The sequence below is a fragment of the Pseudomonas sp. S1_G07 genome (genome assembly GCF_054668565.1).
Map to the genome: position 1 here is coordinate 3,784,393 of NZ_CP162778.1, position 20,324 is coordinate 3,804,716.

12 protein-coding genes are annotated in these 20,324 nt (G+C 60.9%); 5 read left to right on the forward strand and 7 right to left on the reverse strand.

Translation table 11 applies throughout. The features are described 5' to 3' along the window. Nucleotides 1-122 precede the first annotated feature (122 nt). Both AB4O05_RS17335 and AB4O05_RS17340 read right to left on the reverse strand, forming a co-directional pair. Nucleotides 123-479, reverse strand: a complete 357-nt coding sequence (locus tag AB4O05_RS17335; protein WP_460136391.1) for a hypothetical protein — start codon at nt 477-479, stop codon at nt 123-125. Beyond that, the gene (locus AB4O05_RS17340) at nt 476-5,224 is read right to left on the reverse strand and encodes an RHS repeat-associated core domain-containing protein (RefSeq protein WP_460136389.1); all 4,749 of its coding nucleotides are present in this window, start codon (nt 5,222-5,224) and stop codon (nt 476-478) included. Before AB4O05_RS17340 ends, AB4O05_RS17335 begins: the two co-directional genes overlap by 4 nt. 300 nt (nt 5,225-5,524) lie before the next feature. On the opposite strand from AB4O05_RS17340, the gene AB4O05_RS17345 reads away from it, so the two are divergent. The 4 genes from AB4O05_RS17345 (at nt 5,525) to AB4O05_RS17360 (ending at nt 9,548) form a co-directional block, all read left to right on the forward strand. Continuing rightward, the gene (locus AB4O05_RS17345) at nt 5,525-6,391 is read left to right on the forward strand and encodes a pirin family protein (protein ID WP_460136388.1); all 867 of its coding nucleotides are present in this window, start codon (nt 5,525-5,527) and stop codon (nt 6,389-6,391) included. Nucleotides 6,392-6,535: 144 nt separating this feature from the next. Beyond that, nucleotides 6,536-7,990: a mechanosensitive ion channel domain-containing protein gene (locus tag AB4O05_RS17350; RefSeq protein ID WP_460136386.1), complete on the forward strand. Its 1,455-nt coding sequence runs from the start codon at nt 6,536-6,538 to the stop codon at nt 7,988-7,990. Nucleotides 7,991-8,115: 125 nt separating this feature from the next. Continuing rightward, complete coding sequence (locus tag AB4O05_RS17355; RefSeq protein ID WP_460136384.1) at nt 8,116-8,634, forward strand: sigma-70 family RNA polymerase sigma factor; 519 nt, start codon at nt 8,116-8,118, stop codon at nt 8,632-8,634. After that, a complete protein-coding gene (locus AB4O05_RS17360; protein ID WP_460136382.1) occupies nt 8,631-9,548 on the forward strand; it encodes a FecR domain-containing protein in 918 nt (305 codons plus the stop codon). The genes AB4O05_RS17355 and AB4O05_RS17360 overlap by 4 nt, the downstream gene beginning before the upstream one ends. A 113-nt stretch (nt 9,549-9,661) precedes the next feature. Here the strand turns inward: AB4O05_RS17360 and AB4O05_RS17365 are convergent, their stop codons facing one another. Further along, nucleotides 9,662-13,933: a dermonecrotic toxin domain-containing protein gene (locus AB4O05_RS17365; RefSeq protein WP_460136380.1), complete on the reverse strand. Its 4,272-nt coding sequence runs from the start codon at nt 13,931-13,933 to the stop codon at nt 9,662-9,664. 77 nt (nt 13,934-14,010) lie between these two features. Continuing rightward, complete coding sequence (locus AB4O05_RS17370; RefSeq protein WP_460136378.1) at nt 14,011-15,156, reverse strand: MalY/PatB family protein; 1,146 nt, start codon at nt 15,154-15,156, stop codon at nt 14,011-14,013. Between the two features lie 224 nt (nt 15,157-15,380). Between AB4O05_RS17370 and ggt the strand changes: the two genes are divergently transcribed. Continuing rightward, complete coding sequence (gene ggt / locus AB4O05_RS17375; RefSeq protein ID WP_460136376.1) at nt 15,381-17,105, forward strand: gamma-glutamyltransferase; 1,725 nt, start codon at nt 15,381-15,383, stop codon at nt 17,103-17,105. 170 nt (nt 17,106-17,275) lie between these two features. Here the strand turns inward: ggt and AB4O05_RS17380 are convergent, their stop codons facing one another. The 3 genes from AB4O05_RS17380 to AB4O05_RS17390 form a co-directional block, all read right to left on the reverse strand. Continuing rightward, a complete protein-coding gene (locus AB4O05_RS17380) occupies nt 17,276-17,797 on the reverse strand; it encodes an AAA family ATPase (RefSeq protein ID WP_460136374.1) in 522 nt (173 codons plus the stop codon). After that, a complete protein-coding gene (pnuC, locus tag AB4O05_RS17385) occupies nt 17,794-18,357 on the reverse strand; it encodes a nicotinamide riboside transporter PnuC (protein WP_460164763.1) in 564 nt (187 codons plus the stop codon). Before pnuC ends, AB4O05_RS17380 begins: the two co-directional genes overlap by 4 nt. Nucleotides 18,358-18,610: 253 nt before the next feature. Further along, entirely contained in the window at nt 18,611-20,245 is a 1,635-nt protein-coding gene (locus AB4O05_RS17390) for a methyl-accepting chemotaxis protein (protein ID WP_460136372.1), read from the reverse strand. Nucleotides 20,246-20,324: the final 79 nt, after the last annotated feature.

Genomic DNA, 20,324 nt, shown 5'->3' on the forward strand with positions numbered 1-20,324 from the left:
GGGTCGCTTCGCGGCCCAGCGCGAGTAAGCTCGCTCGCCACAGAGGGTCGGTGGTGTTGCTACCAGGTCGCGGGGGCTTCGAGGCCGGCTTTTTGGATTTGTTTCCTCAGGTTTTTTGTTTTTTAGTTTTCGATAATTTCACTGTTAAATTTTTCAAGGCAGGCTAACAGTGTTGTCATAAAATATCGTTTATTAATTATTTCATCGTTAAAGTAAGTGTCGAAAAGATAAAATACAGAATCGAAATTTTCGTCCGTATTTAAAAAGTATTTAAGCGTGTTGATATGCCACTCTCTTTCGTCTCGTTTGTACTTGATAAATTCTGGCTTGGTTAGTGCGTTAAACAATAGCGTTAATTCTTTCTGGTCATTCACGTTTATAGAGGCGATTAACGCTTCTCTGTCTGGGTTTTTCGTGTTTTCGATGCAGTATGTGAAAAGCAGACCTTGGATTATCGGGAGACTTGGTTTGAGTTTCATTCTAGATCCGTAAACGCTGTAATAGGTTGTCCATCTTCGTTTAAGAAAACTCTCGCCTTCTTGGTTTGGTCATATTCGTAACCATCTCTTTTATACCCTTCTCCAATTAGTTTTCCCATGTGCATAGGTTGCCTGGATGCCGATAAATTAACCTGCTTGAAAATGAGCTGTGCACGATAAATAGCATTTAACTGATCTCTATGGCTTAGAAAGTGAGTGGCCGCACTTGGCGGTCTCGGCTCTCCTCGGTATGGCCCTCTTATGTGTCTTTCGATTTGCCCAGTCGTCGGGTTTTTCGCGGTCATAACGCGCTCAAGTTGGGACTCTAGTGAAGTCTGAGCCCCATGTTTTTCCAGAAAGTGAGCGCCTGGAATTGATCGTTCAAGCTCAGCTAATCGACGGTGAGAGTTTACCTCTGCAAGCTCATCAATCCTTGCCTGTCGCTCCGCACGGGTTAGTTGCGGTAAAGCGGGTTCTCCGTGATCAACGCTTTGCGTTTTGGCGGGAGCGGTTGTACCAGGTTTGCATCCATCCCCACCTGGACACGAATTCAACCCCAGCGGATCCACCCACCCCGTAGGATTAGGCACGTACTGGTAGGCGTTGATCCCGCCCGCCAACTTCACCGGGTCCGGCGTCAGGTAACCACCAATATCCGGATTGTAGTAGCGATGGCGGTTGTAGTGCAGCCCACTTTCCGGGTCGAAGTATTGGCCTTGGAAGCGCAGCGGGTTGTCGACTTTTCCGACGTCTAGGCGGCTGATCTGGCCGTAGGCGCGGTAGTGCGCGGACCAGACGATTTCGCCGTCGGGGGTGGTCAGTTCCTGCGGCGTGCCGAGGTGGTCGAGTTGGTAGTGATAGGGCTGGGTTTCATTTGGACCGAAGCCTTCCAGCAGTGCCAACGGGCGAAAGCTGTCGGGTTCGTAGAGGTAACTGCGGTGGCGCTCCGCATGGTGTTCGGCGATGAGTTTGTCGCCTTGCCAGAAAAACTCGGTGGTGATGCCATCGACGGTTTTGCTGATGCGCCGTCCAAATGGATCGTAGCGGTAGCTGGCGGTTTGGCCATTGGGTTGGGTGATGCCGATCAGGCGGTGTTGGCAGTCGTAGCGGTATTCCGTGACGAGTTGCTGACCTTTGCCGCGCCGTTCGCGGATGAGGTTGCCGAAGGCGTCGTAGTCGTAATGCCGGTCGCCCTGGATCATCAGGCGGTTGCCGGCTAGGATGTCGGGGCCGGGGCGGTCTTGCATGAGCAGGGTGCCGGCGGGGGTGTGGCCGAAACGTTCCTGCAGGTCTTGGGAGTGGTCGGCGCGGGTGAGGCGGCCTAAGGGGTCGTAGTGGTAGCGGTGTTCGCTTTTGCGGGTGTCGTGGAGGCGGGTGAGGTTGCCGGTTTTGTCGTAGTCGTAGTGACGTTGGTAGAGGTGGTTTTCCTGCTGGGTGATGGTGTGGGCGTGCAGGCGCTGCTGATCGTCGTAGTGGTAGTGGCTGAGGAGCTGGCCTTGCTGGCGTTGGCGCTCCTGGCCGGCGTTGAATAGATGGGACGTTAGCAGCGTTCCATTCAGCTCGACGGTGGCGAGGTCGCCGCCTTTGTCGTGGTTGAAGCTGAGGCGGTTGTTGTCCGGCAGGCGCAGGTGTTTCAGTTGACCGCAGGCGTCATAGCCATAACGCAAGGTGCCCCAGCCCTGGTGTTCGGCGGTGAGGCGGTTTTGGCTGTCGTACTCGTAGGCCAACGCCCAATGGCCGTCGTTGACGCTGAGGAGATTGCCCTGGCGGTCGTAGGCGTAATCAACTTTGCTGCCGTCTGGCAGGGTTTTTCGTACGAGGCGGCCGGCATGGTCGCGCTCGTAGCGGGTCATCAGCTGACTGCCATCGTCGCCGTGTTCGGTTTTTTCCTGGAGGTTGCCGTTGAGGTCGTAGACGTAGGCGGTGCGCTGGCCGTCGAAGCCGATTTCCTGCTGGATCAGGCCGTTGGCGTGGTAGTCCAGGCGGTAGGTTTCGCCGACTTCGTTTTCGATTTCAGTCAGCAGTAAACGAGCGTTGTCGTAGCGGTAGTTGACCTGGGTGCCATCGGCGTTGATACGGCGGCTGATCAGGTGCAGGCCGTCGGCGTATTCGTAGCGGGTGACGTGGCCGAGTTCGTCGCGTTCGGCGGTGATTTTGCCGTAGGGGTTGTAGGCGTATTCCCGATACGTGCCGCCGGGCTGAGTGAGTTTCAGCAAGCGGCCGGCTGCGTCCCACTGATACTGGGTCAGCGCGCCTTGTTCATCCTCGCGGGCAATCTGCCTTCCCAGGTCGTCATAGCGATAGCGCGTGATAGCGCCGTTCGGCAGCTGCTCTTCAATGAGCTGGCCGCGCTCATTCCACACCAACCGCTGACAGCCGCGATCCGGGTACCAAACCCCTGTCAGTTGCCCGTACTTGTTGTAGCTGTAGTCGGTAACCTGACCATCGGGATCGGTCTTACGCGTTACGTCGCCCTGATCGTTACGCGCATACTTCCAAACCGCCTCACCCCGACGCACAACCCGTATGAAGCCATTGTCATGTTCGTAGGACGTTGGCTCATCGTCCCCCGGAAACACCGCCACCAAGCGTCCGGCATCGTCGTATTGATAGGCCGTTACTGCGCCCAGCGGATCCTGCTCGACCGTCAGCCGACCTTTTTCATCGTAGGATTTGAAATGCTGAGCACCGTCCGGATCGACACGCTGCACCAAGCGCGCCCGGTCGTCATGGACATACAGCTCCTGACTGCCATCGGCGTTGTGAACGACAACGCTGCCGTCATCACCCCAGGCATACCGCGTGTCCATCTGCGAAAAACTGGCCCAGTGCCGCACGCATCGCGCCGCCTTGCCGGACCTTCCCCACTCCCAAAAGAAACTCGCCCCACCGGCCAGCCCGCGCTCCAGAATGACGTGCTGATCGTCGTAGCGATAAACCTCGCGCTCACCTACAGCATTGGTCGCACCAACCAGTCGGCCTGCGTCGTCATAGGCATAGGAAACGACGTTCTGCTCGGTAATCCAGGCATACTCTTCACGGCCTTCGGCCCGCTGAACCTGGTAATCCACCGCGACGATGCGGCCCAGTTCATAACGCAAACACAGCGAACGCCCCACGCCGTTGTCCAGCCGCTCGATGCGCCCGGAAAAATCCCGGGAAATCCGCAGGCGGTTGTCATACGCATCGCTGATCGAGACCAGCACACCGTCGCGAAAGTGATAAAACCGCGACGCCTGGGCCAGCACCAACTCGTCCGGCGAAGTCCCCAAGTAAATCGCCGCCTCGGCCAGGCTATTGGTAATCGCCGGCCGAGCAGCGGTAGGCAGCGGAAACTCGGTCGAGCGGTTTTCATGGTCGGTCCACACCACCGAATCGCCTGAAACCACCAACCGCTGCGCCAGCGAATGACTCCAGCCAAACCCCAACCCAACATCCAGTTCCACCGCACTGGTGCGATACAACCGCGTCCACTCAAACGGCAAGATCCCGTCCAGCGTGCCATCGGTCAGGGTGAGCAATTCCTCCCCGCTAACCATCGACACCGGGCAGCCGTTGGTGACGGTCTTATCCGAAGAGGCAGCCGCATCGCCCTTCGGATTCGTCGATACAGCAGGCACATCATCTACAGGCTCTTTTTGCTTCAGCACCGCGTTCTGCCGCGCCCGCCAGCGCATCTGCATCGTGCCTTGCTTCAGCCCGCCGACCACCCCGCGAATCGCCACCGCCTTGTAGCGATCCACCGTCTGCATAAACTTCGTCAGAATCGCCAAAAGCCCCTGAACAAAGCTCACCGCAGTTTGAAGAATCCGCGCGCCATACTTGACCAACCGCAAACTCAAATACGCCACGCCGGCCGCCGGCAACGCGATGGTCAGCACCACGCCGATCACCAGGTCAATCAGCAACGACACCACAAATCCGGCGGCCACCTCGGCCACTTCACTGGGAGGCATTGCGTCTAACCAGATCATCGCCGTACGCACCAACAGAAACAGCGCCGCCTCATCGCTGGCCAGCAACATCGCCCGCTCCATGACCTTGGGCGCGTCGGTGGCGATTTGCGCCAACTTGGCAGCCTGATCACCGAGCTGTTCGACGAACTTCAACGGATCTTCAAGAATCGCCTGCACCCGCTTGATGCTGTCCCACACGTCCATGATCGCGGCCCAACTGCCCGCCAACACACCGCTGCCAATCGCACTGGCGGTGGATTGCTGCCAATGCGGCTTAAAGCCAGACCACTGCTTGCGAAGCCACTGTTCCAGATCGCCTGTCAGCCCGGCGTAAGAAGCAAACAGCGCGTGAACTTGCTCCGCAGAAACGACGCCTTGCACCCGCACTTGATAGCGCTCGCCCGCCGCGCAGTAGTGCGAGCCTTTGCCGTGTTCATCCAGCATGATCACGGTGGAACTGCCGTCATCCAGTCCGATGACCTCGACCGGGATATTGCCAATCGGCACGTCGTACACCGATTCGAACGTGCTCTCGATCTTCAGCTCACCGCCCACCGGACAGCGGGCCACGGTCGCAAAGTCAGCATCGGATATGCTCACGGAGCGTTGTGTATCCCCAACCCGGACGACTCGATCCATCCCCAACAACGACGGCATATCCGTCGCATGGCTCACCGAATCCAGCGCACGCGAATACCAAGCGTCCATCTGCTGGCGATAAATCACCAGGCTCTGATGAAAGCCATCCAGTTCGTGTTCGATAGCGGCAATGTGGGCTGCGTGGGTCATCCGTGACGACTCCCCACGCATGGGGCGCCTGAAATCGCCGAACGAGCCAACACACAAAAAAGAACAACCATCTGCAATCCCTCGCACTGTGTAGTCAGGCGAGGGACTTTGCAGCGGTTTTCAGGGGCGGGGAGTAGAGCTTATCCGGCGGCAATGTGGGACGTTTCGACAGCCGTTGTCTTCTCTTGCTCCGGCACCCGCTGTGGGCATTGTCCTATACATGGGACATTCAGGGCCGTGGCCGCCGGCTAGTACCCAAGGGCCAGCGGCTTTATGGTGTAGTCACTTTGGAGGACCATCATGAAAAAACTCATCGGCATCTACACCAGCCCCCGCGCCCATTGGGTCGGCGACGGTTTCCCGGTACGCACGCTGTTTTCCTACGACAGCCTGGGCAAGCACATCAGCCCATTCCTGCTGCTGGACCACGCCGGCCCGGCTGATTTCACCCCGACCAAGCAACGTCGTGGCGTCGGCCAGCATCCCCATCGTGGCTTCGAAACCGTGACCATCGTCTACGACGGCGAAGTCGAGCACCGCGACTCTACCGGCGCCGGCGGTACCATCGGGCCTGGCGACGTGCAATGGATGACGGCTGCAAAAGGCATTCTCCATGAAGAGTTCCACTCCGAAGCCTTCGCCCGTAAAGGGGGCGCGCTGGAGATGGTGCAACTGTGGGTCAACCTGCCGGCCAAGCATAAAATGGCCGACGCCGGGTACCAGACCATTGTCGACGGCGACATCCCCGTGCTGCCGCTGGCCAATGACGCCGGGCACCTGCGCCTGATTGCCGGCGAGTTCGGCGGGGCGCAAGGCCCCGCACGCACCTTCACACCGATTGACGTGTGGGACCTGCGCCTTAACCCCGGTAAACCGGTCACGCTGAGCCTGTACGCCGGGCGCAACACCGCCCTGGTGGTCCTGCGTGGCACTGTGTTGGTCAATGGCGAGGACATTGCGCGCCAAGGGCAGTTGGCCTTGTTCGAGCGCGATGGCACCCAGTTGTCCCTGGAGTCCAGTGACGACGCCATGGTGCTGCTGCTCAGCGGCGAGCCTATCGACGAACCCATCGTCGGGCATGGACCGTTTGTGATGAACACCGAGCAGGAAATCCATCAGGCGTTTGCCGATTTTCACGCGGGAGCGTTCGGGCGGATGCACGCCTGAGGGCTGTCACACAACCCGCTGCATGTGCTTTTTTGTGGTGAGCGGGCTTGCCCTAAGGCAAGCCCCAACCCCTGCGCCCAGATTTTATTTTCCAGCGTTCTCGATTCATGCGATCTTCACGCCATTCGCCTTGGAGTCGCCTGGATGCCCTCATTTATCGCTGATCACCCGATGCTCTGCGCGTTGGCGCTGATCCTGATCGACATCGCCGTGTGGCGCCTTATCTCCGCCAACTTCGCCAACTGGAAACTGGCGGCGCGCCTGGTGATTTTTGCGGTGTTCAGCGCCGTGCTGTTCAACGACGGCATGAACCCCATGCTGGTCGCGCCCTATGCCGACAACACCGCCTTGCACCTGGCCGCCACGGCCCTGCAGATCGGCTGGTGGCTGTTCGCCGCGCGCACCCTCACGGTGCTGCTCGGTACGCTGATGATGCAGCGGGTCGGGCACACCGGGCGCTTGTTGCAGGACCTGATGGGCGCGGTGATTTTCCTGATTGCGATCATCGCGGCCATGGCGTATGTGCTCGACTTGCCGGTCAAGGGCGTGCTCGCCACCTCCGGCGCGGTGGCGATCATCGTCGGCCTGGCGTTGCAAAGCACCTTGAGCGATGTGTTTTCCGGAATCGTGCTCAACACCACCAAGCCCTACCAGCTGGATGATTGGATTTCCATCGACGGCACCGAAGGCAAGGTCACCGATATCGACTGGCGCGCCACGCGTCTGCAAACCTCCCAGGGCAGCATGGCGGTGATCCCCAACTCCCTGGCGGCCAAGGCCAAGATCATCAACTTTTCGCGCCCGGCGGATATGTTCGGCCTGGCGGTGAGCCTGCAGGTCAGCCCCCATGCGCGCCCGCAAACCGTGATCGAAGCGCTCGAGCGCGCCATGCAAGGTTGCCGCCCGCTGCTGGCCAAACCCGCGCCCAGCGTGGCGTTCAAGACCTCCGCCAGTGGCGGCGTGGACTATGAGATCATCGGGTTCGTGCCCGCCATGAGCCTCAAGCGTGAAGTGCGCAACCAGCTCTACGACCTGGCATTCCGGCACCTGCAGGCGGCGGGTGTCGGTTTGCTGTCGGCCACCGAAAGCAGTGCGCCGCCGGCCATGTCCGCCGCGCGGGCGCTGCTGGAGCGCTCATCGATTTTCTCCACGTTACGCCAGGAAGAAAAAGACACCTTCAGCCAGAACATGACCCCGCACACCTACCGGGCCGGCGAGATGATCCTGCCGGCGGGGGAAGTCAGCGATCACTTGTTTATCGTCGAGTCCGGGGTGGTCTCGGTGATGCTCACCAAGGGTGGCCACAAATTCGAGGCGGGGCGGATGGGGCCGGGGGAGGTGATTGGCGAGGCGGGGGTCCTGTCGGATCAGGCCGCGCTGGCAGACTTTTCGGCAAAGACTGTTTGCACGCTTTACCGCATCGAAAACGAATACCTGAAACCTTGCCTGGATGCACGGCGCGACATCAGCGAGTCGATGAAAGCGCTGTTGGATTTCCGCCTGCACACGGCGCAGGTGTTGACCGAGGAGGCGCCGGTGGTGCCGGTCAAGAAAGGCTTCCTGCAGTGGCTGCGCCAGCGCGGCCGGAGGATTGTATAGAGCACTCGCGGCGGCAGAAATGTCTGCCTCTATACGCAATGTTGAAAAGAGCATGGTGCGGCGCCACGATATTAAATAGAATGAATCTCATTTGAGACTCACTCGCGCCGCGCAGGTTGCTTGCCATGAATGATGCTGTTGTCCCGCTGCACGCCCCTGAACTGACACTTTCGAGCCTGTACCGCGACCACCGCGGTTGGCTGGAGGGCTGGCTGCGGCGGCGCCTGGGCAATGCCTGGGATGCGGCGGACCTGAGCCAGGACACCTTTGTGCGCGTGCTCGCCAGTGCGCAGCCGATCGCACAGATGCAGGAGCCACGGGCTTATCTGGTGACGGTCGGCAAGCGCCTGCTGGTCAATTTTCATCAGCGCCGCAGCCTTGAACAGGCCTACCTGAATGCCTTGGCCAGCTTGCCCGAAGCCAGTGTGCCTTCGCCCGAGCAGCGCTGGCTGGTGCTGGAAACCCTGCATGCCCTGGATGAGTTGCTCGAGGGTTTGCCGGCCGTGGTGCGCCGCGCGTTTCTGTGGAGCCAGCTGGAGGGCCTGGGCTACCGCCAGATCGCCGAGCGCCTGGAGGTTTCCGAGCGCACCGTGAAGCGCTATATGGCTCAAGCTTACGAGCATTGCCTGCTGGTGGATCTGTGAACCGTGACATTGCCCGCGCCGCCGCGCAATGGCTGGCACTGCTGGAGTCCGGCGCGGCCACTGAGGGTGACCATGCCGCGTTGCAGCGCTGGCGAGACAGCCATCCCCAGCATGAACAGACCTGGCAAAAGGCCCAAACCTTGCGCCAGCGTTTCAGCGCGTTGCCCCACGCCGTGGCCATGGCCAGCCTTGATCGCCCGCAGCCCGGCCGGCGCGCGCTGCTCAAGCGTGCGCTGGGCGTAGCGGCGCTGCTGCCGTCGGCCTGGCTGGTCAGCCGCCAGTTGCCCATCGACGCCTGGCGTGCCGACCTGCAGACCGCCACCGGCGAGCGCAAGCGCCTGCCACTGGCTGACGGCGCCAGCCTGCAACTCAATACCGCCACGGCGGTGGACGTGAACCCGGCGCAGCAGCGCATCACCCTGGTCGACGGCGAACTGGCACTGAACGTGCCCGGCAGGGCGGCGCTGACCGTGCAAACCCGTTATGGCCAACTGCTGGTCAGCCAGGCTGAGGTGTGCGTGCGGCAACTGGCGTCCGGCTGCCTGGTGTCGGTGCTCAAGGGGACGGTGTCGGTACGTGACCTCAACGGCCAGGCAACGACTGTGCAGAGTGGCGAGCAAATGCCGCTCAAGGCCGCCGGGCTTGGCGCCAGGCTACCCTTCGACGTGCTGCAATTGGGCTGGCGCGACGGCGTGCTCACTGCACAGAACCAGGGGTTGGGAGATTTTCTGCGGGAACTGGAACGCTATCGCCTCGGCGTATTGCGCTGGGAGCCAAGCCTGGAATCGTTGCGCGTGACGGGGAGTTTTCGCCTGGATGACACCGACCGCATCCTTGACCTGCTGGCCTCCACCCTGGGGCTGGAGGTGCAGGCGCGGACGCGGTATTGGGTCACGCTGCGCAAGATCGCGTAGGGTTGCTGGGCAAACCTTATATGTCTTAACGGAATAAAAAATTTCCATATATTCATTTGTGGCCATTTAAGCGACCAGCGTGCGCAACCGCCAAGCTTTAGAGCGGGTGCTGTTCAGTCGACACGCTCGAAAACCTGCCTGACCTTATCGGCAGGCAGCACGCCCTTACCGGTGTCTTCGATCAGCTCAAAGGTGCCATCGGCGTTGATCGTGATGCCGAGCGAGCCGGCCAGTGTCAGGGTGACGCCAGGTCGTTCACGGAATAAGTCCCTCAACGGTTGCCGACCGTTGAAGGTTTGCCCGAGAGTCGTGGCCAGGCCCTGGATGGAGTCCGAGTTCACACCGCCTACCAGTATGACCTTCCCGCCGTTGTTTAAAGAGGCTTGCAGACTGTCCAGCAGGGCCTGGGTATTGCCGCCGCGCAAGCCCAGCTCCAGATTGCTGCCGGTCAGGTGCATCAGGGTTCGCTTCTGGTAGGTGGTGCCGTTCCAGTCGGTGAGCACGGCGATGGCCGAACAGTCGGTCAAGCCACGGGTGGCCAGGACCTCGCCGCCCTTGTTCAGGGTTTTCGACTCGCCCATGTCGACATGCACCTTATTGGCAGTCTTGAGTGGCAGCCGAGAAGGGATCGGCAGTGGCTGTTCATCTGCTTGCTGCAAGGCATAGGGGCGCTTTGGTTGCTTGACGAGTGCGTCCATCCAGTCCGGTTCCAAGGGGCTCATATCTGGCTTTTTGCCTGCGCGGATTTTCCAGCCGAGCCTGTCCCACTGGGTCATGGTCGCTTGCAATTGCTGGGTGTAATCGCGAGCGGGGCAGGCGATGTCGGCCCAGGGGTCGATGACCCAGGCATCGGCCCAGTCCGGTTCGGAAAAGTCCACGGTCGGACGGACCGGCCCTGTCGGCCCGCCCACCACGGTAAAGCTGTGCACATCGCCGGCATGCCATTCGGTGGCGATCCCGCCGCTCTTGTTGACAATGTCCCGGGATAACAGCGCCATCTCCCCGCAATTGCCGGCTCCCGTTTTGATGATCATGTCATCTGCATTCGGTGCACCCAGGCTGGCGGTACGGCGCAACCATCCAACCGTCATCGCCGCTGCATCGGACCTGGCCAGGTCGGCGGCTGAACGTAGTGGGTTGCCAGGCCCCAGCCCGCTCGCTTTAAGGGCCTGGTTGACATGGGCCTTGGCCTGTTGCGCATAAAACTGGTTTTTCTGCTTTGTTGGCCACTGGGTGAAATCGGCAGGTGTTTCCAGCGCCGCTACGCGCCGGGCGCGCAGGGCAACGTCCGGCTGGACGATGGCATTGGCCCGCTGTAATTGGTAAGCCACCTCGCGTTGCTGTTCATTGCTCATGCCCTTGCACAGTGCCTTGAGCTCGTTGACATCGGCTTTGCGCCAGCCTGAACGCTTGAGTTGCGCGTAGGCCTCCTGCAGGCTCGGCAGCACGATGAAGTCGGCATCCAGTGCGTTTGCGCCTGGGTGTGCGTTCAGGAATTTTCGGTAGCCTTGCACCAGGCTCAGTTGAAAAGGGCCGCACTTATTGAAGGTGATATCCCCGCTTTGTACCTTATTCAGCGGTGCGTAATAGAACTCGGCGGTATCTGCTTCCAGCACCAGGTACTGCCGGTCGCCGCTGGTGACGACCACACTGCGGACCTGGCGTTGGTCATCACTGACGGCGCTGATGCTGTTGAGCTTGACCACGCGCGTCTCTTTGGCAAGGACGCCGGCCGAGTCAGCGGAGCGGAAACCAAACCCAGGTTCGATAATGATCCTGCCACGCACTTGCTGCTTGTAGAGGATGCGCTTGCCATCGGCCACTGGAACCAGCTGAGGACCGGTTTCAGTGTCCAGCCGCTTGTGCAGGCGTTTTTGGTAGACCACCGTGCGCTCCTTGTTGAACAGCCCGGCTTTCGAAGGAAACAACCGCACGTGCTCCATCGCCTGTAGCGGTGCTTGGGAAGCGGGCAGGTCTTCGATGATTTTGACGAAACAGTCATCATTGACGCCGCGTCGGACGCGCCCACCCACACTGGGCGCAGGACAAAGCGGCTCGACATTTTCGAGCGGCCGCGTATGGTCCATCGACTCCAGGTTGGTCAGTTCTCCTGGCTTGCTATCCCGGTAGCGATACACCTTGTCCTTTGCCACCAGGTCATAGCCATCGGTGCGACGCAAGGTGTAGGCGGTGGCCGGCAAGGGGTGGTCAGCGACCAGTGCTTGCTGGCCATCGGCGAAGGTCTCGCGGCGCAATGGGATCTTTGCCGGCCATTTCAACGGGCCTTGCGTCGTGGCACCACCGCCCATCGAAAAGAGGATATTGAGCACGCCATCCAAGGCCGCCGAGGTACCTTGCTGCCGTTCGGCCTGGGTGTCGCCGGTTAGCGCCTTTTCAGTGCCTAGCGCAGCTTCTGCAAGGCCGGCGGCTCCTGCCGCGGCAATGACGATCGGCTCACCGGTGAGTGCAAATTTGCTCAGCAAGCCCGCTGCCGTGGTGACATCGTTGAGCCAAGTGTCCCGCGTGGTCTCGCTGTTGGACTTGATCAGCACATCCGCATCGCTGGTCATGCGCTTGCGCGTAGCGTCCCTGACAGCGCTGAATACGTCGCCATGGATGGCCACGTTGGTGCTGTCAATGACGGTCCCTTCAATCTTGTCCCAATAGCCACTGCCCAGGTACTTGACGGCAGTGTCCACGCCTTTGCCGGACTGGGAATCGCCAGTGATGAACGCCTTTACATCGCTCCAGAACCCGACATCGTTGTCTTGTCGGTCCCTGAGTGAGAAGTGCGATTCCAAGGCCTTGCGCTTCTGCGGCTCGCGGCCTTGCTCGGCCACCCACTGGTCCATACCGGACAGCGAATCGAAGCGCAAAAAGGCCGGCTGATGCCCCGGTACATAGAGGATCTGCACACCATCGCGTCGGTCGCGCAACTGCGAGTGGGGGCCGTCGACGGCGCTAAAGCGCAGGATGTCGTTCGACAGGTAGCCATTGATGTCGAAGGCATGCGCGTGCACGACACCCTTCGCGGCTGAACACGCCTGCAACTGCTTGACCGTCAGCGGCTGGTTGACGTCGAGCGGCACGTTGGCCGCCGCCATGACCAGGCGATAATCTTGCTCGGTGAAGCGCTGCGAGGCCGGCATCTTCTCGCGCTCTGCCGGTGATGCGCGTTCATAGGCCTTGAGCTGCTGGCGGGCCTGGTAGACGAATTCACCTTTGAGCAAGGTGCGGTAATCATCGCCATGGTCACGCCAGAAGCTCTCCAGTTTCTGGGTGATGCGTCCCTGAAAGTCGGTCTTCCAGCTGTCATGCATCAGCCGCGAAGGTGCCAGCGCAAACTGATTGTGGGCGCCATAGCCGCCTTTTGTACGTTGCCCCGGGCCTGCCGTATACAAGCCTGCTTGCTGGTCAAGGGCCCCAGGCAGCCAGTCGTGCTCGTTGAAGTTGCTCAATAGGGCATCCGGCAGTTTCTGCGAGAGCGTCGGTTCCTCTGCCAGGTGTTCCCAGCCGGTCACTGTGTTGGCGCTTTGTGCTTGCTCGAAGCGATTTAAATAGAGTGTGTCGGCATCCACCCTGAGCCCGGTCAGTTTGAAAATCATGGTTTCGGCCCACTGCTTGGCTTCATCCCGCACACTCGGCAGCGCTTTGTGCAAGGCATGCAAGCGGCGTGTGTAGTCATCTCGCTCGCGGGTTGCCGGGAGCACGATGGGCGCCGCGAACCAGCGGGTGCTGTCGTCCAGGGCGCGTTGGTGCTCGGCCAGCGCCGCGTCGCCACGCAGCTCGTCTGTGCTGGGAATATCTGGAAAACGCTGCTGGCTCACCATTTGCGCCACGGCATGCGGATCATCCTGGCGGACGCCATAAAATTGCAGCACCTGCGCGGCGCTTGCGACGTGGTAGGGCTTGGACGGGTAATGGAGGAAATGGCCGCTTGAGGGGGGCCAGAATCCGAGGGTTTCCACGGCTTGCAGCAAGGGGCCGGCAACCTCGGCAAACCCTGAGTTGTCGCCCAGGTAGAAGGCTTTGGGTTTGCCCTGGATGATCACGTCCACACCTTTGCGGTCGGGATGCAACTGAACATTGTCGGGTGAGATGTTGTTGACTTTCATCCAGCGGCGAAAGTCTGGCGTACGCAAGGCTTTGTCCAACTGGTTCAACCAAAGCCCCAAGGTCGCCTTCGGCGGGATGTTGAGCAGCGATGCGGGGCCGACTCTCGGGTGATCGAAGGGGTGGGGGCCGAGGCGCTTGGCCAGTTCGCTGTCAGCCTGTAAACGTTCAGTGTCGTGCGCCGGATGCGCGGGTGGAGAGGGCCAGCTGCCAGTGATGGGTTCGAAAACGTTCACAGGCGGTACAACGGTGGGGCGCGTCGCTACGGTCATGGTAAGTACTGGCTCCGAGAGGGCTTCAACAACACGGTGATGGGTGTCGATAGCGCCCGCTACGGTTCCAGTGGCTTTCAGCGGTTTTGTAAACTGCGCTCCATGCGCTGCAAGCCCTCTTCCAGCATCACCCGCGGGCAGCCGAAGTTCAGGCGTACGAACTGCTGGCAGTCATCGCCGAACTCGATCCCCGCGCTCAAGCCGACCTTGGCGTGTTCCAGGAAGAACTGCTGCGGATCGTCCAGGCCCAGGGCGCTGCAGTCGAGCCAGGCCAGGAACGTGCCTTGCGGCGCATGCATCACCACACCGGGCAAGCGGTTGTGCACGGCATCGAGCAGGTAGTCGCGGTTGGCTTGCAGGTAGTGCTTCAGTGCATCCAGCCATTCGCCGCACTGACTGTAGGCGGCGCGGGTGGCTTCCAGGCCCAGGGGGCTGACGCTGTCGACCATGCCGCAACGAGCATTGTTGAAACGCTCGCGGATCTCGGCGTTCTGTACCACGGCAAAGCAGGTCTTCAAGCCGGCGATGTTGTAAGCCTTGCTCGCCGACATCAGGGTGATGGTGCGCTGGGCAATTTCGGGGCTGAGGCTGGCGGTGGGGATGTGGCGGCGGCCGTCGAAGCACAGTTCGGCGTGGATCTCGTCACTGATGATCAGCGCGCCGTGTTCCAGGCAGGCGTTGGCCACGGCCAGCAATTCGTCGCGCGGGAACACCTTGCCGATGGGGTTGTGCGGGTTGCTCAACAGCAGCGCGCCGGCGCCCGTCAGGGCCTGGCGCAGGGCCGGCAGGGGCGTCAGGTATTCATCGTCGACCTGCTCGAAGGGCACTTCGATACGCGGCAGGTTCCAGTTACCCGGCGCCAGGCGCAGGGGGCGATAGTTGGGGGTTTGCAGCACCACGGGCTGGCCGGGTTGCACGAAAGCGTGCAGGGCCATATTGAAACCGGGCTCGACGCCGGGCAGAAACAGCAGCTCTTCAGGCTGCACGCGCCAGGCGTACTTGGCCCACAGGTCGTCGATGATCGCCGCGCGCACTTGCGGGCCTGCCACGCTGTAGCCGAGGACCTGCTGATCGAGACGCTCATGCAGGGCTTGCAGCACGGCGGGCGGCGCGGCGATGTCCATGTCGGCGATCCACATTGGCAATACGTCCGGCGGGTAGCGGTTCCACTTGGTACTGCCGGTGCCAAGGCGGGGGTGAAGGGTATCGAAATCAAAACTCATGGGCGGCTCGTGTCAGGGAGGCAAACGAAGAATGGCGCTGATTTTAGCGCCATTCGTTGTATAGGCCAGTGCTGATTCGCCACCCCCGTCAAGGAGTACTTACCATCCCGATGATTTGCCGCCGTTCCGTGACCGACAGGTTCTGTAATAAAAACGCCATTGCGCTGGGGATTAAACCCGTGACGGGCTATTTTGGTGCGTCTCAATAATTAGAGTAGCCAAGGATGAAATACCAACCCTTCAGCCGCACCTTGATTGCCACTGCACTGGTATTGACGGTCAGTGGTGTGCAAGCCGCTTCACAGGCGCCGGTGGCCGGTGAAAATGGCATGGTGGTCACGGCCCAGCATTTGGCCACTCATGTGGGCGTGGATGTACTCAAGGCTGGTGGTAATGCAGTGGATGCGGCCGTGGCCGTGGGGTATGCGCTGGCGGTGGTGTACCCGGCGGCGGGCAACCTCGGTGGCGGCGGTTTCATGACCGTGCAACTGGCGGACGGGCGCAAGACCTTCCTCGACTTCCGCGAAAAAGCCCCGCTGGCGGCCACCGCGAATATGTACCTGGACAAGGACGGCAACGTTATCGAAGGCCTGAGCGCCAAGGGCCACCTGGCCGTCGGTGTACCCGGCACGGTCTCCGGCATGGAATTGGCCCTGAGCAAATACGGCACCCTCAAGCGTGCCCAGGTGATTGCCCCGGCGATCAAACTGGCGGAAAACGGCTTCGAATTGCAGCAGGGTGATGTCGATCTGCTGCACACCGCCACCGGCGAGTTCGAAAAAGACCAGGACCTGCGCGGCATCTTCCTGCGCAACGGCCAACCGCTGCAGGTGGGCCAGAAACTGGTGCAGAAAGACCTGGCCAAGACCCTCAAGGAAATCTCCGCCAAGGGCACCGATGGCTTCTATAAAGGTTGGGTGGCCAAGGCGCTGGTAGATTCCAGCCAGGCCGGCAAGGGCATCATCACCCAGGCTGACCTCGACAGATACAAGACCCGTGAACTGGCGCCCATCGAATGTGATTACCGTGGCTACCACGTGGTCTCGGCGCCGCCACCGAGCTCCGGCGGCGTGGTGATCTGCCAGATCATGAACATCCTCGAAGGCTACCCGATGGCCGAGCTGGGCTATCACTCGGCCCAAGGCCTGCACTACCAGATCGAAGCCATGCGCCACGCCTACGTGGACCGTAACAGCTACCTCGGCGACCCGGACTTCGTGACGAACCCGATCGAGCATTTGCTCGACAAACACTACGCGACCCAGCTACGTGCCGCCATCGAGCCGCAAAAGGCCGGTGATTCCCAGGCGATCAAGCCGGGCGTGGCGCCCCATGAAGGCAACAACACCACTCACTATTCGATCGTCGACAAATGGGGCAACGCGGTCTCCGTCACCTACACCCTTAACGACTGGTTCGGCGCGGGCGTGATGGCGAGCAAGACCGGGGTGATCCTCAACGATGAAATGGACGACTTCACCGTCAAGGTCGGCGTGCCGAACATGTACGGTCTGGTGCAGGGCGAAGCCAACGCCATCGCACCGGGCAAGGCGCCATTGTCATCGATGAGCCCGACTATCGTGACCAAGGATGGCAAAGCGGTAATGGTGGTCGGCACGCCAGGTGGCAGCCGTATCATCACGGCAACCTTGCTGACCATCCTGAACGTGATCGACTACAAGATGAACATCCAGGAAGCCGTGGACGCACCGCGTTTTCACCAGCAGTGGATGCCGGACACCACCAACCTTGAGACCTTCGCGGTCAGCCCCGACACCCAGAAAATCCTCGAAAGCTGGGGCCATAAGTTCGCCGCCCCTCAGGACGCCAACCACTTGGCGGCGATCCTGGTGGGCGCGCCCTCATTGGAGGGCAAACCGGTGGGCAACAACCGCTTCTATGGGGCTAACGACCCGCGTCGTAATACCGGCCTGTCGTTGGGTTACTAAGCGAACGCAATGCTTAAAGCAATGAAATCTGTAGGAGCGAGCTTGCTCGCGAAGAGCTCAGGGCCACCGCGCTTATCGAGAATGACCGCGTTGCCTGGGCGTTTTTCGCGAGCAAGAACTAGGCGTCCCCCCTCGCTCCTACAGAGGATCTGCGCTTAGGGCTTGCCCGCTCACTGCAACAGCTGTTCTACGGCGGTAATCGCGGCGGCGTGGCGGGCTTCCCAATCGCCACGAATCACCCGCATCGGCTGCTGATGCTGCTGCATCCAGTCCAGGCTGCCCTGGAAAAATGCGCGGCGATCCGCCAGCTCCGGTTGGCAGCGTTGGCCGTCGGCGGTCCACTCCACATCTTCGGGCGATAGCAGCAGGTGCAGGTCGTAATGCCGTGCCAACAGCTCATCGTCGAGCCACGCCGGGTAATCGCCGAACAGGGTCTGGCTCCAGAGTTTGTTGGTGAGCAGGTGAGTGTCGAGAATCAGCAGGTGGGGTTGCGCTGCGCGGGCGGCGTCTTCCCAGGCCAGTTGGCCGTGGGCGATGTCGGGAATGTCCGCCAGACAGGTGTCGCGCTGATGGCGGTCGATGAAGTACCGCACGTATTCGCCAACCATCAACCCGCCGAAGTGCGCCTGCAATTGCGCCGCGAGCCAGCTCTTGCCACTTGATTCGGGCCCGGCCAGCACCACCACCTTCATGCTTGCAAGACCGGATCGGCACGCCATTCGCGCCAGCCTTGCACGGCAATCACGGTGAACAACGCATAGAGCGCGGCGGTGAGGTACAGGCCTTTATAGAGAAACAGGCCGACAAAGATCACATCCAGGGCAATCCACAGCGGCCAGCACTGCACGCGTTTCTGCGCCATCCACAGTTGTGCCACGAGGCTGAAACCGGTGAGGGCGGCGTCGAGCCACGGTTGCGCGGCATCGGTCCAGTGGGCCATGGCCGCGCCGAGCATCAGGCTGAACACGGCGCCGATGGCCAGGCTGATCATGATCGCAGGCACGCCCAGGCGGGTGACCTGGCGGCCTTGCTTGACCTCGCCGGCGCGGGTCCATTGCCACCAGCCATACAGTTGCAGGCCGGCGTAGACCACCTGCAACAACATGTCGGAATAGAGTTTCACGTCATAGAACACCCAGGTGTACAGCAACACCATCACCAGGCCGATGGGCCAGCACCAGGGGTTTTGCTTGACCGTCAGCCAGACAGCGATCACCCCCAGGGCGGCGGCGAACAGTTCAAGCCCGGACATGGCGGATCCTTGGGAGAGTGGGAAAGGGCGGTGATTGTAACCAGAGGTACTTAATCTTCAAACTGTTGGCTCTTGAATGTGTGCTGGCGTGCCTGCGATGCAAGCGCCTCGGTGTATCGGTATAACCTGTGGCGAGCGGGCTTGCCCCGCGTTGGGCTGCGCAGCGGCCCCAATAAGAACGCTGCAGTGTGCCAGGCACTCCGTGGCTGTGTTTTGGGACCGCTACGCAACCCAGCAGGCCAGCGTTGTGAGCTTAGACCTTGAACTGGCGCAACAGGCCGTCGAGCTGCTCACTCAGCCCGCGCAACTGCGCGCTGGCCAGGCTTGACTGTTCCGCCGCCAGCGCCGTGCTGTGGGACAACCCCGCCGCCTGGGTGACGTTCTGGTTGATGTCTTCCACCACATGCGCCTGTTGCAGCGTGGCGCTGGCAATCGAGGCGTTCAGGCCATTGAGGTTGTGCAACGCCTGGCCTACGGCAGTCAGGCTGGCCCCGGCCTGGCCGGCTTGTTCGATGGTCAGTTGCGACGCGCTGTGGCTGTCGCTGATCACCTTGACCGCCGCTTCCGAGTGACCTTGCAGGCGTTCGATCATCGCCTGGATTTCGGCGGTGGATTTTTGCGTGCGCTGGGCGAGCAGGCGCACTTCATCGGCCACCACGGCAAAGCCGCGGCCTTGCTCACCGGCGCGCGCCGCTTCAATGGCCGCGTTCAAGGCCAGCAGGTTGGTCTGGTCGGCGATGGAGCGGATCACTTCCAGTACGCCACCGATCTGGGTGCTTTCGGTGGAGAGAGTACGGATCACTTCCACGGCCTGGCTGATGGTGGTGGAAAGCTGATCGATCTGCTGCAGGCTGCCGTCGATATTGACTTGGCCCTGCTGCGCCTGGGCCTGGGCATCGCGCATTTCGCTGGCGGCGTGTTCGGCGTTTTTCGCCACGTCCTGCACGCCGTAAGTGACTTGATTAATGGCAGTGGCCACCAGCTCCATCTGCTGAGACTGTTGCTGGCTGCGGTCATGGGCCTGGCTGGCGCTGTTACCCAGCTCCGTCGACGACTGGCCCAGCGCGTTGGCGCAGACCTGCAACTGGCTGACCACCTGGCGCAGCTTGGCCGTGAAGCTGTTGAAGTGGTGGGACAGCTGGGTGACTTCGTCTTGGCCGTGGGTGTCGAGGCTGCGGGTCAGGTCGCTTTCGCCGCTGGCGATATTGCCCATGGCATTCACGGCGGCCTGCAACGGGCGCACGATGCTGCGGGCGATCAGCGCCACCAGCAGGCCCATCACCAGCGCAATGCCCAGAACGATAAACGACGCTTTCCATACTTGGGCATTGAACTCGGCCTGCACGTCATCCACGTACACCCCGGAGCCGATAATCCAGCCCCAGGGTTCGAACAACTGGATATACGAGGTCTTGGCCACTGGCGCCTCGGCACCCGGTTTCGGCCAGCGATAGTTGATGATCCCGGCGCCCTTGGCCTTGGCCAGGATCACGAACTCGTTGAACACCGCAAACCCGTCCGGATCGCGGATGGCCGAAAGGTTCTGGCCATCGAGCTTGGGGTTGGCCGGGTGCATGATCATCACGGGGGTGAGGTCGTTAATCCAGAAATAATCGTTGTGGTCGTAGCGCAAGCCGCGCACGGCGCTCAGGGCCTGTTTCTGCGCGGCTTCACGGGTCATCACGCCGGTGGTTTCGAGGCTGTGATAAAACGTCAGGATGCCACTGGCGGTCTGAACCACGTTTTGCGTCTGCTGGCGTTTGCCCTGGTACAGGTCGTCGTGGATCTGCTTGAGCATCAGCAAACCCAAGGCTATCAGCATCAGCACAGCGACGATCAGGATCAGCCAGAGGCGGCGGCTGATCGACATATTGCGCAAACTGTTCATCGTCCTGTCACTCCGGGCTTTTTATAATTGTGGGCGTCGCATCGACTTTTACGCCTTGTCTGATAGGCTTTCGGCCAGA

What these genes read in the sequence shown, in the direction of transcription:
- AB4O05_RS17335 (WP_460136391.1), bottom strand. Translation starts at nt 479, where the DNA reads ATGAAACTCAAACCAAGTCTCCCGATAATCCAAGGTCTGCTTTTCACA.
- AB4O05_RS17340 (WP_460136389.1), bottom strand. Translation starts at nt 5,224, where the DNA reads ATGACCCACGCAGCCCACATTGCCGCTATCGAACACGAACTGGATGGC.
- AB4O05_RS17345 (WP_460136388.1), top strand. Translation starts at nt 5,525, where the DNA reads ATGAAAAAACTCATCGGCATCTACACCAGCCCCCGCGCCCATTGGGTC.
- AB4O05_RS17350 (WP_460136386.1), top strand. Translation starts at nt 6,536, where the DNA reads ATGCCCTCATTTATCGCTGATCACCCGATGCTCTGCGCGTTGGCGCTG.
- AB4O05_RS17355 (WP_460136384.1), top strand. Translation starts at nt 8,116, where the DNA reads ATGAATGATGCTGTTGTCCCGCTGCACGCCCCTGAACTGACACTTTCG.
- AB4O05_RS17365 (WP_460136380.1), bottom strand. Translation starts at nt 13,933, where the DNA reads ATGACCGTAGCGACGCGCCCCACCGTTGTACCGCCTGTGAACGTTTTC.
- AB4O05_RS17370 (WP_460136378.1), bottom strand. Translation starts at nt 15,156, where the DNA reads ATGAGTTTTGATTTCGATACCCTTCACCCCCGCCTTGGCACCGGCAGT.
- ggt (WP_460136376.1), top strand. Translation starts at nt 15,381, where the DNA reads ATGAAATACCAACCCTTCAGCCGCACCTTGATTGCCACTGCACTGGTA.
- AB4O05_RS17380 (WP_460136374.1), bottom strand. Translation starts at nt 17,797, where the DNA reads ATGAAGGTGGTGGTGCTGGCCGGGCCCGAATCAAGTGGCAAGAGCTGG.
- pnuC (WP_460164763.1), bottom strand. Translation starts at nt 18,357, where the DNA reads ATGTCCGGGCTTGAACTGTTCGCCGCCGCCCTGGGGGTGATCGCTGTC.
- AB4O05_RS17390 (WP_460136372.1), bottom strand. Translation starts at nt 20,245, where the DNA reads ATGAACAGTTTGCGCAATATGTCGATCAGCCGCCGCCTCTGGCTGATC.